At 36.1% G+C, this 14,881-nt stretch carries 17 protein-coding genes and 1 tRNA gene; 1 reads left to right on the top strand and 17 read right to left on the bottom strand.

Going from position 1 to position 14,881, the window contains the following annotated elements; genetic code table 11:
- Positions 1-9: 9 nt before the first annotated feature.
- From V6984_RS03355 to V6984_RS03345, 3 genes are all read right to left on the bottom strand, one after another.
- Positions 10-1,053 (bottom strand): amidohydrolase family protein, encoded by a 1,044-nt coding sequence (locus tag V6984_RS03355; RefSeq protein ID WP_342758392.1) that lies wholly within the window; start codon positions 1,051-1,053, stop codon positions 10-12.
- Positions 1,054-1,304: 251 nt separating this feature from the next.
- Positions 1,305-1,772: a DUF2798 domain-containing protein gene (locus V6984_RS03350; RefSeq protein WP_342758391.1), complete on the bottom strand. Its 468-nt coding sequence runs from the start codon at positions 1,770-1,772 to the stop codon at positions 1,305-1,307.
- A gap of 42 nt (positions 1,773-1,814) precedes the next feature.
- A complete protein-coding gene (locus V6984_RS03345) occupies positions 1,815-2,711 on the bottom strand; it encodes an alpha/beta hydrolase (protein WP_342758390.1) in 897 nt (298 codons plus the stop codon).
- Between the two features lie 152 nt (positions 2,712-2,863).
- Here V6984_RS03345 and V6984_RS03340 point away from each other — a divergent pair, with 152 nt between their 5' ends.
- Positions 2,864-3,739, top strand: coding sequence for a LysR family transcriptional regulator (locus V6984_RS03340; RefSeq protein WP_342758389.1), 876 nt, complete (start codon positions 2,864-2,866; stop codon positions 3,737-3,739).
- A 134-nt stretch (positions 3,740-3,873) separates the two neighbouring features.
- Here V6984_RS03340 and V6984_RS03335 read toward each other — a convergent pair whose 3' ends face one another.
- The 14 genes from V6984_RS03335 to V6984_RS03270 form a co-directional block, all read right to left on the bottom strand.
- Positions 3,874-4,347: a pyridoxamine 5'-phosphate oxidase family protein gene (locus tag V6984_RS03335; protein WP_342758388.1), complete on the bottom strand. Its 474-nt coding sequence runs from the start codon at positions 4,345-4,347 to the stop codon at positions 3,874-3,876.
- Between the two features lie 27 nt (positions 4,348-4,374).
- Positions 4,375-5,280 carry an AraC family transcriptional regulator gene (locus tag V6984_RS03330; protein WP_342758387.1) on the bottom strand — a complete coding sequence of 302 codons (906 nt, stop codon included), beginning with the start codon at positions 5,278-5,280 and terminating at the stop codon, positions 4,375-4,377.
- 147 nt (positions 5,281-5,427) lie between these two features.
- Positions 5,428-5,829 (bottom strand): (deoxy)nucleoside triphosphate pyrophosphohydrolase, encoded by a 402-nt coding sequence (locus tag V6984_RS03325; protein ID WP_342758386.1) that lies wholly within the window; start codon positions 5,827-5,829, stop codon positions 5,428-5,430.
- Positions 5,826-8,837: a DEAD/DEAH box helicase gene (locus tag V6984_RS03320; protein ID WP_342758385.1), complete on the bottom strand. Its 3,012-nt coding sequence runs from the start codon at positions 8,835-8,837 to the stop codon at positions 5,826-5,828. The genes V6984_RS03325 and V6984_RS03320 overlap by 4 nt, the downstream gene beginning before the upstream one ends.
- 15 nt (positions 8,838-8,852) lie before the next feature.
- Positions 8,853-9,560 carry an HNH endonuclease domain-containing protein gene (locus V6984_RS03315; protein WP_342758384.1) on the bottom strand — a complete coding sequence of 236 codons (708 nt, stop codon included), beginning with the start codon at positions 9,558-9,560 and terminating at the stop codon, positions 8,853-8,855.
- Positions 9,561-10,255: 695 nt separating this feature from the next.
- Positions 10,256-11,299: a helix-turn-helix domain-containing protein gene (locus V6984_RS03310; protein ID WP_342758383.1), complete on the bottom strand. Its 1,044-nt coding sequence runs from the start codon at positions 11,297-11,299 to the stop codon at positions 10,256-10,258.
- A 139-nt stretch (positions 11,300-11,438) separates the two neighbouring features.
- Positions 11,439-11,681, bottom strand: a complete 243-nt coding sequence (locus V6984_RS03305) for a hypothetical protein (RefSeq protein ID WP_342758382.1) — start codon at positions 11,679-11,681, stop codon at positions 11,439-11,441.
- A 4-nt stretch (positions 11,682-11,685) separates the two neighbouring features.
- On the bottom strand, positions 11,686-11,988 hold the full coding sequence (locus V6984_RS03300; protein WP_342758381.1) for a hypothetical protein: 303 nt from the start codon (positions 11,986-11,988) through the stop codon (positions 11,686-11,688).
- 272 nt (positions 11,989-12,260) lie between these two features.
- Positions 12,261-12,398, bottom strand: coding sequence for a hypothetical protein (locus V6984_RS03295; RefSeq protein ID WP_342758380.1), 138 nt, complete (start codon positions 12,396-12,398; stop codon positions 12,261-12,263).
- Between the two features lie 45 nt (positions 12,399-12,443).
- On the bottom strand, positions 12,444-12,722 hold the full coding sequence (locus V6984_RS03290) for a helix-turn-helix transcriptional regulator (protein ID WP_342758379.1): 279 nt from the start codon (positions 12,720-12,722) through the stop codon (positions 12,444-12,446).
- Between the two features lie 216 nt (positions 12,723-12,938).
- Positions 12,939-13,008 (bottom strand) — tRNA-Glu (locus V6984_RS03285).
- A 53-nt stretch (positions 13,009-13,061) separates the two neighbouring features.
- Positions 13,062-13,559 (bottom strand): rhodanese-like domain-containing protein, encoded by a 498-nt coding sequence (locus tag V6984_RS03280; protein WP_342758378.1) that lies wholly within the window; start codon positions 13,557-13,559, stop codon positions 13,062-13,064.
- Between the two features lie 5 nt (positions 13,560-13,564).
- Positions 13,565-13,882: a multidrug transporter gene (locus V6984_RS03275; protein WP_342758377.1), complete on the bottom strand. Its 318-nt coding sequence runs from the start codon at positions 13,880-13,882 to the stop codon at positions 13,565-13,567.
- Between the two features lie 171 nt (positions 13,883-14,053).
- On the bottom strand, positions 14,054-14,872 hold the full coding sequence (locus V6984_RS03270) for a hypothetical protein (RefSeq protein WP_342758376.1): 819 nt from the start codon (positions 14,870-14,872) through the stop codon (positions 14,054-14,056).
- Between the last annotated feature and the right edge of the window lie 9 nt (positions 14,873-14,881).

The raw sequence follows: 14,881 nt of genomic DNA, 5'->3' as shown, positions 1-14,881 counted from the left end.
TACCTCCTGTTATTCCTCAATTTTATAAAGCTTCTGCGCATTTTTTCCCAGAACCAGTCTCTTATCAGATTCGGAAATGTCAAGGTTACTTACAAATTCAACTCCTCCTAACAGCCATTCCTTGCGCACAGGATAAGATGTCCCAAAGATCACATGGTCTGCCCCCAGTATTTTTATTGCGCATTCCAATTGTACCTTTCCCCATGGCTGTGCATGAGACATTTCGAAATATATGTTATTTTTAAATTGCTCTTCAACTTTCTCATTATCAGTTTCAAATCGATTTACTGTTTCTGTCTTTGTCTTCTTTGGAAATAACATATTGCTGATTGCAAAAAATCCGCCTCCAAGCATAGAATGCACAAATTTAATATTAGGATACTTCACAAAAAATCCGCTAAATAGTTCTCTGCTGATCGCAAGTCCCTGGTCTACACATCTGCCATAGGAGCGTCTGACATTATTAAACTCATAAAATGAGCTATACTCCACAGGTACCGGTGTGTGATGTATATACACTGTCATACCTAATTCATTTACTTTTTCAAAAAATAAACCAAACCTTTCATCATCCAAATAAACGTCTCCATAATGTGCTGACATTTGAAGCGCATTTATATGAAGCTTATCATGGCATCTTACAAGTTCATCTATGTTTTCCCGAGTCGGGTAAGGCGGAACAATGGCAAGTGGTATTAATCGCCCATTACTCCTTTTGGCATGTTCATACATTTTATCATTGAAATATCGACTCATCGAAAGTCCCATCCATTCCTGGCAACAGGGAACTTTTAAAACTGCTTTTTCAACACCTGCAATATCTAGATCATTTAACTGATTTTCTAATATATAATCGTGCTGTGCGTAATTCAAATTTTGAAATCCTTTTGGCTTCTCTAAGACGATCTGCTTTAAACCGTTCTTTTTTGGAATTTCTTCTGAATAACCATACCATCCATATTCGCCCGGAATTTCATCTAGAAATTGTTTCATCAACTCTTCATCATCAAAAAGCTCTTCCGGAAACCAATACATATTTGCATCAATAATCATTTTTCTCTCCTAACGTGCTTTTTATAGCGCACGCACAGAAATGTATATTCGCATTATCATTTGCCATCTCGCAATATTGTGATATGACAATTTGACGAATTATTTTCTTTACGCGTCTTATAGCGCTTGTATATTTTAATAATTAATTCTATATTTCGAATTATACTTTATACACATTCCACAATCAAACCGCTTTGGATTATATTTTATGCAGTATTCGCATAAATAAAATTTTGCAACAAAATGAATAGCTATGAGATTTGTTTCTCCCTAAAAATTGTCCGAAAAATCAGTCTTACAATGGGCCCCACGTAGAAAATCTGTATGATCAAAGCAAATGGAAAATTTACCAGTAATTTTTCCAACCACAATATAATAATTTCTTTTACGAATCCATGATGATAAAATGCTACTGATAATGTCATGACCGGCGCCATAATGCAAACAGTAAAACAAGCCATCGCCACCAATATGAAAATTGGTTTATCTACTCCGGGCGTAAACACCCTTGATGTCAATTTTCTTGCAAGTGGCCCTGCTATGTATTTTTGTGCAAAAAATGCTACGATCATTTCAAACCACATTCCTTTTATTGCGTTAATAAATGTTTCATAACTTAATCCAAATTCTAACGCCATATTGTAGCAAGTCATGCAATAAACCATCGTAAACACCATAATAATTGTAAATATAAAATCTTGAAATTTTGTTTTTGGCATCTTTTCCTCCATAATAATCTTAATTTGATTTGTTTTTAGCATCTAACAATTATGTCTTTTTAAAAATTTCAAGGCCAGATCTGCCCAAATAGTGACATCCTCATTGATCAGTTCCGGATTACATGTAGAGTTCTCATTAGCCAGTGCGAGTCCATGAAATCCCTCTTCAAACACATGAATTTCATAAGGTATATGAAAAACACTTAATCTTTCAGCAAATCTGAGCGATTGCTCTGCATAAACGAGTTCATCTTTTGATGTATGCCACAAAAATATTGGTGGTGTTTTTTCAGAAACATAATAGTATGGACTCGCTTTTTTATACTGCTCTTCGGTAGCATCGACTCCAACACCTGCTTCCAAAAACATTTCAAGAAAATCTTTTTTCTTCATCCCGATGCTCGGTGAAAAAGGATTGATCTCCGGTTCACTTATGCTTCTTTCTATTTGATATAAATAATCAAGCATAGGATAACAAAGAACTACTGCATTCGGCCTTATCTTCTCAGGATCAATACCTGGTTCAAGTTGGTTCAAAATTAAATTATCATCCCATTGTGTTGCAAGAGATGCACAAACCTGCCCTCCCGCCGAGAAACCTATTACAGTTATACTATCCTGGTTTATTTTCCATTTCTCTGAATTTGTTCTAATGATCAGCATTAGCTTCGCGAGATCTGTAACGGGCTCCGGGTAACAAGCAAGCCCAGTAGCTTTCGTGATGTAATCGAGTGTGAAAACTTGATAACCTTTACTAAGAAAATACATCGCCACCGGCTGTTTCTCACGCTCAGTAATTCTCATAAATCCGCCGCCTCCGCATATTACAACAGCCGGATGCATCCTCCCCGAATCCACTTCAGCTGAATTATCAAGTAAATACATCGTATAACTCGCTCTGCGTTTATCATTCCAAACTTTTTTCTTTTCAACAATCATTTTAACCTCCGAATAGATATCCCGCTTTAGCGGAATTCCTGTTATGCTGATTTTAATTTACTTATTGTTGACAATCAATTCATCTTCATCTACAATTTATCCATAATCAGCATAAATGATTTTGTAGTTTAAAAATCAGTATGGAGGTATTTATGGATCTTGACTATATCAGGGACTTTGTTATTTTAGCTGAGGTCGGAAACTATTTGGAAGCCGCAGATCAACTATTCATTTCACAATCTTCTTTAACACGGCATATACAGCAACTGGAAAAAGACCTCGGTGCAACACTTTTTGATAGAACTACACGCAAGGTTTCATTAAATCGATATGGACAATTGTTTCTTCCTTACGCAAATAAAATGGTGCAGATTCAATATGAATATGAAACAGCGTTTTACAATGAGCTAAAAAACATAAATAGTAATTTGAATATCGGCTCTATTCCTTCAATGGTTCAATACAATATTACCGATTTGCTGATTAAATTTAAAAACAAGAATACTAGTTTTAGTTTAAATGTGATTGAAGCTGAAACACATGAGCTAAAAGAAATGCTTCGAAATAATAAATGTGATGTGGCATTTATACGCGAAACGGATTATTCAGATAACGAATTTATACGCATCCCATATTCCATTGATTCGATGGTTGCGGTTCTTCCATTAGATCACCCTCTGGCAAAATCAGATAGCATAGCTTTAGAACAATTGAAGAACGAAAAATTTATTCTTTTACCGGAACATTCACTCATGTATGATTTATGCGTCAGTGAATGTAAAAAATCCGGATTTGAACCTGAAATTGTATTTACAGGTCATAGAGGTGAAAACTTAATTGATATGGTCAGCAAAGGGGCCGGCTGCGCATTATTAATGAAACGTCCGGCGGTATTTTTATCAAATGCCAATACCGTTTTAGTCGATATCTATCCGCAAGTCTGTACAAAAATTAGCCTTTGCTATAAAAAAAATCATGAGCTTTCAATTGCTGCCCGACATTTTATCAATTGTCTGACCGCACGTTAGTTCATATATTTGCTTTAAAGATTCGGATGTATATAGAAATCTGTATATAGAAATCCCCCAAACGTAGACATCTTGCCGTTTAGGGGGATTATGTATGCTTATTTAGTTTTGGTTATCAATGCTCAAATCCTGTCCTAATCGCAAGACTTATTGATAAAATCCATGTGATATAGTTTTTCCCAATGGTTTATATTTAAAATTCCCTTTGTGAGATGAATTGCTAAAAAAACGCAATTTTCATCCTTTTCATTATTTGCCATGTCATACCACTCGGAAAAAGCTTTGCGTAGCTTGTCTCTTATTTCGACATTTCGGGGATCAAGCACCCAGCCGAGATTTTCACCTACTCCACAAGCAGTAAACATCTCAGGACAAGCCGCAATCGAAACTTCCGGGTTTTGTGCGATTTGCAGCATTTTATTTGATTTTCCATATGTGACAGCATAAAATGTACCATCTTCATAATAAGCGTCCACAACACGGACACTAGGGCAGGGTTTTCCGTCGGCACCAGACTCAAGCGCAATTGTCGCAAGCGAAATAGTGTTATCCTTGCCGCCTCCGAATTTCTCCTCCATTAATTTTAATCCTTCTTCATACATACTCATTTGTTTTCCTCCTAATTGATTTTATTATTAATCCCTTTTCTTAAAAGGAATCCACAGCTCTACATAAGCGACGTCGGACGTACTTTGGTAATACATCTCGGGGAAAAATCCATCGGCAATCAGATCGTGCTTTTTCAGCCAAAATCGAGTATACTTCATCGCTTTACCCATACAAATCTTCATCTGGCCGTGATTCTCTGCCTCAAAGCCACAGACTACATATTCCCGTACAGGCAGTTGCCAATTTGCAAGGTTGTGGTTTTCCTTATCTTTTTCGACTTCTGCACCAATAAAATAACTCGAATAACCGTCAGGCGCATCGCCGTGATAAGAAACACCGATCAAACGTCCTTTGGAAATATGCGGAATATTCGGAAGTTCCCTGAAAAATCTGTTCCAAATCTCACTAACCGTATCGACACCGGTTCTTTCGCCGAACATCTTACCATACTTGAATGGATAATATCCTGTCACACCAAGAAAAAAAATCGGCTCTTCAAGAAATTTGCGGTTCATTTCCAGAACCAATCCATCACTGATCAACGGCACGCCTTCATCTATTATGATGTAGCCAAGCAGTAAATCAGGTTTGTCAAAATTCTGTAAGCTAACAGGTTTATCGCGATACTGCGATGGGGTAATACCGTAGGTTTCCTTAAAGGCTCGCGTAAAAGTTTCGTGACTGCCAAAACCGTACTCCATTGCAATATCGATAATATGTTTTTTCTTATCACGCAGTAAAGCGGCAGCTCTTGCCAATCGGCGTAATTTAATATAATCCCGGACCGATGTTTTTACCAGTCGTGTGAATAATCGCTGATAATAAAAAAGTGAAAGTGAGGCGATTTCTGCCAGTTCTTCGATTTGCATTTCCTCGCCGATATGTTCCTCGATGTGATTCAGCGTTTTCTGTATGGCTTCCCATGCATGCATATAACATTCCTTTCCATAAAAACAGTATACCACGGACGAGAAACAAATGCTTGACCGTATCTGCCCTTTTTGGGCGAAAAAGATTTTCCGGAGGCAGTACGGGCGTGGAAAACAAATAAACTTATTATTATCCTCTTCTCGTAGTATTTACATTTTTTTCTCAATAGAATGTATTAATGATATATCCGCCGGAAGCCATTCCACAGAATCCAAGTCCTCTTTTAACAGCCACTTTGCTGCATCATGTTCTTTAAGCACCAAATCACCAGAGATTATCTCCGCCCAAAAACAATCCATCGAAAGATGAAACTTAGGATAATCATATTCTATCGTATCAATCAAGTCTCCTACTGATATCTCCGTATCTAATTCTTCCTTTATTTCTCTTTTTAGAGCCTCATGAGGAGTTTCCCCCTCTTCGATTTTGCCACCCGGAAATTCCCAGCCACCTTTGAATTCTCCATAACCACGCTGGGTAGCAAAAATTATTGGTTCTCCCTTTTCATTAACAGATTTAATCACTGCAGCCACTACTCTAACTATTTTCATCCTGTCTTCACTTTCTCTTTCTTAATCTTACTCCGTAAATAACGCAACAAATCTTCTCTAACTGCATGATGCATCTTCATCTGGAATTTCGTTATATCACGTTCTTTTCCATTATTATCCATCTTACGAGCTGGTTCTATTTCTATTACGTTAAACTGTCCCATATAATAGAAATAGATTTCTGCATCACTCTTCTTAACAAAAAGATGTTTTCGTGGTGCTGTCAATACATCCGCAACATAGGAACTATCAATTCCTCGTCCCATCTGAGAATCCCATCTAAAAATCATATTATCTTCAAAAGCATCTGCATAATCAGGCTTCCCATCTACATAATTCTTATCATCAGAGCCTTCTTCTTTATGATAAGTTACAAAAATAAATACATCATCATCTATTCGCTTCATTCCATACATTGTTGATGATAGATCCTTACCACAATTCATCAAAAGGCTTACATCACGCCTTGAATATTTTTCATACAAAACAAATGGGGTATTCTCAACTTGGTCAATGGAATACTTGTCCCTATATCTTCTAAGTCCTACTTCAACAATATCATTGATCTGTTTGTAAAACTCCATATGCTGAAGACGTTCCGCAAAACTGTTAAGCCTTTGTAATGTTCTTTTTTCATCGTAATTTATAATGTCAATATGACAATACTTTTTGTATTCATCTTCTTTGCTTACAAATTTTCCCTGCAGAATTTCTATCGCATTTTCAAAAGACATCAAGTCAACCTCATAACCATATGCCTCTTGAAACTCTTGTTTCATTTGGTCTACATAGATTACTTCATTATTAAAAAAATGCTTTAATATTTCAAGCTCATATGGCCTTAATCCGCTAAGAATCGTCTTTGATAGATATTCTAAGGTAACCAGTTCCTGCTCTGTTACCTTTCCCATATATAGTTCCTTCTCTACAAACTCCAAGAAACTTTGGTAGGTTTTATATTCCCGGATAATTACAAGCGGATCTATTTCTCCATTTTCATAAAAGTCAAAAAGATAAGGCACTCTGCCCAATCGATTTTTCAGGGAAATATAGCTTTCTTTGATAATTGATTTCATCCCCTTAATCTTATCAATGGACGAAAAAATCTTATCTTTAGCAATCTCATCAAAATGAACCGTAGAAGCTCCAGGAATTGTACTATTACCACTAATAACATATTTACGAATGGTGTCTGGATTATAAGAACGATCTCCTGACAAAGCAATTGGAATCATAAAATTATTATTATAATTACCAATAAAATCCAAAATTACAACATACTCTTTTCCCTCCGCTTTTCTAAGACCTCTTCCTAACTGCTGAATAAATACAATTGGTGACTGCGTAGGACGAAGCATAATTACCTGATTGACCTCAACAATATCTACACCTTCATTCAAAATTTCAACAGAAAAAATATAATCCAATGGTCGTATTTTATCACAAGCTTTGTCTTCATCCATTGCTAATCTTTCAAATGCTTCCTGACGTTCATCCTCCGAAGCATTGCCATTCAGAGCAATTGTTCTATATAATTTCCCGGTTGCCGGATTCATGATGTGATTAAATTTTTCAGAAAGTCTTTCGGATTCATCTAACCGGCTACAGAATATTAGCCCCTTTACTCTATCTCCACTATATCCGTAATAATTCGCTTGCTCGATAATATGTCGTATACGTTCATCACCAGTTATATGGTTAAAATCTCTTTCTGAGATATTCTTTGTTTTGATCTGCTTATCATTTATAATTGAAATATCGCTGATTCCAAAATAATGAAATGGACAAAGCATATTTTCTTCCATAGCTTGCTGAAGACGGATCTCATATGCAATCTGATAATCAAAAATTTCGTAGATATTTTTACTCTCAATATTATCATCTCGCTTATCAGGCGTTGCCGTCATACCAAGCCAAAGCTTAGGTTTAAAATAATTCATTACCTTCTGATAAGTATCTGCAGATGTATGGTGAGCTTCATCCAAAATAATACAATCAAATTCTTCCGAAGCATATTCTAATAAATGCTCATCTCTATTTAATGTTTGAACTGTTGCAAACACATAATCACAATCGTATTCATGATATCCTGCACCAGCTAAACCCATCGATACTGACTTTGCAAATACCTTTTCATAAGATTTCTTTGTCTGACGTGCAAGCTGTCCTCTATGAACTAAAAACAATACCCTCTTAAAGCCAAGCTCACGCATGGCAAAGGCTGAAGCATAAGTTTTACCTGTTCCCGTTGCTGAAATTAGAAGAGCTTTTTTCTCACCAGACTCTAATATTTTTCTTAGATTTGTAATAAATCCAATCTGCATACTGTTTGGTTTTAATCGATATTTTTCAATAGATGTAATTTCATCTAACTTTGCAATCTCACGCTGACGCTTGATTGTTTTGTATTGTTCTGAATAAGTCTCATAAAATTCATCAAATTCAAGTGCATACCTGGATTTCCAAAGTTCCTTAAATTCCGCAACAATCTCCTGTGCCATCTCTCCCTGCTCAGTAGATACGAGTTTTGTATTCCACTCCCGATTACTTGTCAATGCTGCACTTGTAATATTAGAACTACCGATTATAATCCGATAGATTTCTTCCTTCTTAAAAATGTATCCCTTCGTATGAAAACCTTCATCAGCAGCTTCTACATCATACATCTTAAGCGTGATATTCTTTAGCCTATTTAATTTTTCTAATGCTTTAGGCTCACTAAAATTCAAATAATTAGTAGTGAGAATCTCTCCATGAATGTTTTTCTTCTCAAGTACCCTAAGAGTCTGAAGCAAAGGTGTAATTCCGCTCATTGTAATAAATGCCACACTGATCTGGAACTGATTGCATGCCAAAAGCTCATCCTCAATGGACGAGAGTACTTTCTTTCCTTCTTTATGATTGTTTGAAACAAACTGTGGCTTGTAAGCCAGATTAGACGAAAATGTTCCATCTATGTATGCCGTTTCAAAACCATTCCTTATTTCAGCTAATTTTTCATTTGTCATATATCTAGTCCCCTTTTACCAAATCTGGTACCCTTGTCTTCTTTCCGAATCATAGACTGGCTGCATGTTTTTTTCTAGTATACTATAAAATTCCTCTTCTGAATTTCCTTTTCTATAGAGCTCCTGATTTGCCCATATGGAATGCAGATTGTCTCGATAGCAAGCCTCGTACTTCCTCCTGAACTCTGGCTTTCTGTCATCATGAATCATGCCATACAAAATAAACTGGTTACCTGCGAATCGTTTGAAAAACGGATCCAATTTTGGAAGTTTATTACTTTTTGATGAATTTAGTGAGGAATCTATCGGCATTAAATTCCATAGTTCATCATTCATTACAAAAGACCACAGAATAAAATGATCCAAATCATAATTATCTTTAACAATAGGAGAATTTTTAAATACATCCACGATTGGTCGATTGTCCAAAACTACTTCCCACAGTTTTCTTACGTTGTTTAGTTTGCGCATCTTTTCATCCATTGGCGCAAGTTTATAAACAAGTCCTGGAACGTCAGGATTATTATTTTGAAGCCACTTGACTTTTTCATACTGAATCCATCCAAGAATTGAAACGGTATGATCCTGTATCATCTTTATCCAGGATTCATTAAAATAGACTTCTTTCTTAAGCTTACTTCCTGTACCAAGTGTATATGGCAATTTCGATGTATTTCCCGGAAACCCACTTAATTCCTGTAAAGTCAGAACAGCTCTTTCCATTCCATCTTTGACCTGACCTTCTATTAAAGTTGGTCTCTTTTACATCTTCAGAAATAAGAGAAACGACTGCCTCAAGCCAATAGAATTTATAACAGTATGACGGATTCTCATCATATGAGAGAATCCTTCTATATCAAGGCTGTTGTAATTTTTGCCATCAATATTTAATTGATATCCAATTTTCTCAGTATCAAGTTGAGCAGTCTACCATCACCCCATTCTGGTCCATCTTCTCTACGATATGTACTTTTTAGTATATTCTTATAAATGGATATTTTCAACAAATTTCAAGTATTTTTGATTTGTCCTTGATTTGTCATAAAAATGTATTTTTAAATTCCACTTCCCCATTTCCTAATAAAATTTACTTTCGCACAGTCTAGTTATGGGTATATTATGTGCGCCAATAACCAGATCTCTCTCTGAAACCCAGTAAATTTTTATCTATGCTTATATCCTGAAAGTGTGAAATCTTCCTAACCTTGAAGCATGAATATAATGTAGATTTTTCAGTTTTTTATTTGCTTACTGCCTGGTTGGAAAATATTATTTTAATATTTCTTAAAATAAGAATACCATATGAAGCTTTTATGCGCTTTATTCACTTTACTACTTCTTTATCTATAATTATCTTTCTTTGCAAATAAACAAGAAGACACAAGTTTTGACCCGTATCTCCTTAATGCATTACAGTTTTATTTTACTAATTTGTGATATAATTCTTTATATCTTGGCTCATTTCTTATGAAGTCTAAACTTGGATCATTATCAAATGATTTTAAAATAATAGTTTTCATTTTATCAAGACCATCATCTTCACTAAATTCCATGTGCTTATAAAGTTCCGAACTTCTCGGCTGTCTCATGGTCTCATAGTCATTCATCGTTTTCTCAAGTGCATCTATTGCCAACTCTTTGTTTCCCATTTCTGCATAAATTGTAAAATAAGAAGAGTTACCTGCATAATTTCCAAGATTAAATAATAAAGACACTTGACTCACTAAGTCCGCATACTTTAATGCGGAATCATATTCTTGCCGCTTACATAATAAAGTAATTATCTGCATTAAATTACTCAACAAACCATTAGAACTTTGATATAGCATACCCTCCAATTCTTTAAAAGCATCCTCGAATTTCTCCTGCTCTGTGTATAGCTGAATCTGCGCAAGCCTCTTATCAAAACCGATTGGCGGGATCTTATCCAGCAGTTTTTGTGCTTCCTCATACTTTTTATCTTTCATAAAACTTTGCGCCAATGACATTTGTGCCGACCTAGCCAATTCCGCATCATCACAAAATGCTACTTTTTCGAACCACTTGATAATTTGGTCCTCATACTTTTTAACATCTACGACATCTTGCAATTTCATCACTAAATAGCCGTTCAGTATCTGCGCTGACCATAATATCAGCCGATTGCAATTCGGGTATTGTTTAATCAAACCAATTGTTTCTTCAAATGACTCTTCAATTCCCTTAACAGTAATATTTTCGGATAACAGATTGATAAAGGTTACTATTTCTTGTTCGGATAGCTCTTCCTGAAACGATAATAATTCATTTACATCAATTTTCAGAAGCCTTGCCAACGGTGACAGAATTGAGATATCCGGATATGATATACCATTTTCCCATTTATTTACTGCCGGTGCTGATACACCTAATTGATTCGCCATCTGTTCCTGCGTCATACCAAGTTCTTTTCGGTACTTGCGAATTGTATCACCAATGTTCATAACAACAACTCCAATCCTATATATTTGCAAGGCCTTTGCTACTTACAGAATATCAAAGGCAGTAATAAATAACAAGTGAATGGTTGTTATGTTTTAGTTAAAATAATTAACTGCTAGTTATAATTACTTATATTTGTCTTCAATAATATAATCCGCATTTCATCATACTATATGCGAAACAGAAAACATCGACATCAAACCCATCTCTGAATTCTCTGCCGATCTTATGCTCTTCCTGTTTTGCTTTACTTCTACTATACGCTTTGCCATTTGGTACTGTCCTTGTCACTGGATTCAAACCATTCCAGGTATGTCTCAAGCCGGAGTAGTACTCCTTCTGGACCTTCTTGCTCTTTTTATCGAGCGAAATATACTTTTTCATACAATTACCGCTCCTCCTCTATCATCCCAATCAGAGTCTCGCACACCTGCGGGTAATCTGTATGCCCGCAAAGCAGCATCTTGTCCTTAAGCCTTGTCAGTGCATACTCAAATCTTTCAGCATCCCGTTTCCAAACCTTGCAGAAAACAATACAATACGGCGAATCCGCTCTTACCATCTCACCCTTGATTCGCATCGTAATCTTCTCCTGTGCAAACAATCCGTCAGCAAGATAGTTACTGTGGTCAATATATGCATACGGAACTGTCAAAAGCGAGAACTCCCTAAGCTTCCAAAAATTCTTCATCTGTACCTCCCGATATTAAAACAGCTGCAGAAAACCCAGCAAATCTCCTGCATCATGTGCTTATAACCGAACTTCCACACTGCAATTTCTTGCAAGTTTTCTACAGGGCTACTGCTAAGAATTTCCGCATTTGATTTTAAATAATCCTGATCATTAACTGACAATGGATAATAAATAATAGACAGAATGGTGTCGATGCTCATTTCCTTACCGCCAACCTGCACCCTGGCATTGGCATTTGTTACATTTAATGCATGCTTGATGATTGCATTTTATTCATCAACCTCTGCAATAGTTGCTGCCACTTCGGCATAATCATATTCCGTTACTACAGGTTCCTCATTAATCGCAGCAACATAAGTGCTAAATACCGCTTCCTTATTTACCCAGAATATTTTATCCTCTTCCAATCGCTCCTCGTAATGTAATAATAGTAAGCTGCAGATGATGAATTGTCATTGTACCGCTGGTTTAAAAAATGAACCCCATAAACGAACTATATCCCCGTCAATGACGAGGATATCTTCAATACTGGTATGCAGTAATCTGCTTAAAATTATGAAATTGTCAAGACTCGGTAATGACCTTCCGGAAATCCATTTATAAATTGCCTGAGGATTTTCAAATCCCATGACACTCTGGACATCCTTAACCGTATAGCCATTTTCCATGAGCAGTTTCTTGATCTGTTTTCCGGTCTCCTTCTGCTGGATTGACAAATACATTGGTTCCATTTCATACCTCCTATTTATCCACCATCCCGAACATAATTCTTATCTTACCATCTATTTTCTGGATAATCCAGATAATATTGCTATTTAATATCAATTATAAAAAATGAGTATTAGAATGTCATTGAACTGTTAGTTTAAAACGTTTGGGGATGGATTCGAACTCGACATTTGCAGCTTGAGAGGCCGCTGTACTAACCATTAGACGAAGGCGCCAGATGATCCCCGCCGGACTTGAACCGAGCATCCAGTCTTGAAAGGGCTGTGTCCTAACCTTTAGCTAGGGGACTATAGCACTCATATCAGGATGCAAACCCGAATCAATCGCTTCGTAGTGTTCATCTACTTCTCGACCTCTCCGGTCCAATCAATGATTCCGCCAAACTCGATAATATTGGTATATCCCATAGCTGTAAGCTTTGCAGATGCCTGCTTGCTTCTATTTCCGCTTCGACAATACACATAAATAGTCTGATTCTTATTAGGCAGTCTCTCTGGCTGTGTACTTACAATATCCTCATTCGCTATATTGATCGCTCCCGGAATATGCCCCTCTGAGTACTCATCTGCTCGTCTAACATCCATGATGATATAATCACCACTCGTTGCAAAGATTTCCTTCGCCTCTTCCATTGTGATTGATGTATATTCAGCCACTTGCTTATCCTCTCCCGATATTCTTCCAGCTATAAAGACTGCTGTCGGACCATCTGCTCCGCCAATAATTGACACCGGTGTACCATCACGATTAACTGACACATGTTGCTTTACTATTATTACAGTGCCAATGGCAATCATAGCCATCGCACCTATAATCAAAATCTCAGTTCTCTTTTTCATCTCTCCTACCTGCCCAGGTTAATCTTCACAGCATCAATTAAATCCTCGCTGAAACCTTCCAAATCATCCATTGTTATAACTTTATCCCGGACATACATTGCAATATCCCAGATTGCATTCGACTTTCTCATCTCTAGCAGCACACCATGATGTTTCTTATCCTGTTTAATTCTCTTTTCAAGCTGCCAGAAATGATCTGATGCATTTCCCGGTGAGCTCAACAGTTCTATGTATTCCTTTGTCAGCCGTTCCATATAATGCTCCTGCCATTCAGGAAGTCTCTCTTTGAACAGCTTCCAATCCTGCTTTGAAATTTCAGCCATTTAAGTCATCTCCCTTGGTCTATATCATATTAATTGTACTCACTTACTAATTTTCTAAATTCAATCTCCAACGGTTTCCAATCCGGATTTCTGTCATCTGCCATCGTCTCAGCAAGTGCCTAATCTCTTATTACTGTTAAAATCTCATCTTTTTTCATTATGTTTTTCCTCTTATCCTCCTTCTATTATGTTCTTTAATTCACCAACCTTCTTATTTCTCTCTATATTGTCATATTCCAATATACAAAGTAAAAGCATCTGATATATCTCATCGTACCATTCTTCTAGCTCTTCATTTGAAAGATTTTTGACATATCCAATCGCATTTTTTCCTTCGATATTATTATGTCTTATATTCATCTTATTAAGTAAATAGCCCGTACTACTTTCTAATTCTTTATTGATTTTCTTTAGTTCTCCCCTTATCGGTTCAAACTTGTCTGTCAGTATCTTTAAAATCTTTTGCTTTCCAGAGATATCACCTTTCATAGAATGATGATTATATTCTATAACTTCATATGCTAAGTTTGGTTCTACAATTTCAGCTACTGCAGTCATTGCTGCATTCTTCTCCACCAGCAATACTTTTTCTTGTTCCCCAAATACTTTTACCTCATATCCTAAATAATCTACTACACTCTGTACATTCTCATATAAATAATTAAATTCTTTTGTATAAAATTCATTCTCGCTCATTGTCATATCACATTGCCAAATCAGATTGAAAATAAACTCCAAAAAAAATAAATAGGTATTTTCATCAGCGCTTTTTATAATATCATCGTCTGTAATATTCAACTTAATTCTCATTTCTTCTGTACTTAAGAAACGATTTCTATTTTTCCAATTTGAAAGGCAATATTCATCAAAATATTCTTCCAACGTATAATTATCTATAACACTTTCATTATACATTTCTAATATTCTTCTCATCTCATAATTGATATCCATTTTCTTTTCTAGTACATCAAATATGTTTTTCCTACTCACCCAGATGCT

Source organism: Kineothrix sp. IPX-CK (assembly GCF_039134705.1).
Lineage (GTDB): Bacteria > Bacillota > Clostridia > Lachnospirales > Lachnospiraceae > Kineothrix > Kineothrix sedimenti.
This window is presented reverse-complemented; position numbering and strand designations above follow the sequence as displayed.

Bases quoted from the DNA above. Each gene is read 5' to 3' on its own strand.
- V6984_RS03355 (WP_342758392.1), bottom strand. From the start codon at position 1,053: ATGATTATTGATGCAAATATGTATTGGTTTCCGGAAGAGCTTTTTGAT.
- V6984_RS03350 (WP_342758391.1), bottom strand. From the start codon at position 1,772: ATGCCAAAAACAAAATTTCAAGATTTTATATTTACAATTATTATGGTG.
- V6984_RS03345 (WP_342758390.1), bottom strand. From the start codon at position 2,711: ATGATTGTTGAAAAGAAAAAAGTTTGGAATGATAAACGCAGAGCGAGT.
- V6984_RS03340 (WP_342758389.1), top strand. From the start codon at position 2,864: ATGGATCTTGACTATATCAGGGACTTTGTTATTTTAGCTGAGGTCGGA.
- V6984_RS03335 (WP_342758388.1), bottom strand. From the start codon at position 4,347: ATGAGTATGTATGAAGAAGGATTAAAATTAATGGAGGAGAAATTCGGA.
- V6984_RS03330 (WP_342758387.1), bottom strand. From the start codon at position 5,280: ATGCATGCATGGGAAGCCATACAGAAAACGCTGAATCACATCGAGGAA.
- V6984_RS03325 (WP_342758386.1), bottom strand. From the start codon at position 5,829: ATGAAAATAGTTAGAGTAGTGGCTGCAGTGATTAAATCTGTTAATGAA.
- V6984_RS03320 (WP_342758385.1), bottom strand. From the start codon at position 8,837: ATGACAAATGAAAAATTAGCTGAAATAAGGAATGGTTTTGAAACGGCA.
- V6984_RS03315 (WP_342758384.1), bottom strand. From the start codon at position 9,560: ATGGAAAGAGCTGTTCTGACTTTACAGGAATTAAGTGGGTTTCCGGGA.
- V6984_RS03310 (WP_342758383.1), bottom strand. From the start codon at position 11,299: ATGAACATTGGTGATACAATTCGCAAGTACCGAAAAGAACTTGGTATG.
- V6984_RS03305 (WP_342758382.1), bottom strand. From the start codon at position 11,681: ATGAAAAAGTATATTTCGCTCGATAAAAAGAGCAAGAAGGTCCAGAAG.
- V6984_RS03300 (WP_342758381.1), bottom strand. From the start codon at position 11,988: ATGAAGAATTTTTGGAAGCTTAGGGAGTTCTCGCTTTTGACAGTTCCG.
- V6984_RS03290 (WP_342758379.1), bottom strand. From the start codon at position 12,722: ATGGAACCAATGTATTTGTCAATCCAGCAGAAGGAGACCGGAAAACAG.
- V6984_RS03280 (WP_342758378.1), bottom strand. From the start codon at position 13,559: ATGAAAAAGAGAACTGAGATTTTGATTATAGGTGCGATGGCTATGATT.
- V6984_RS03275 (WP_342758377.1), bottom strand. From the start codon at position 13,882: ATGGCTGAAATTTCAAAGCAGGATTGGAAGCTGTTCAAAGAGAGACTT.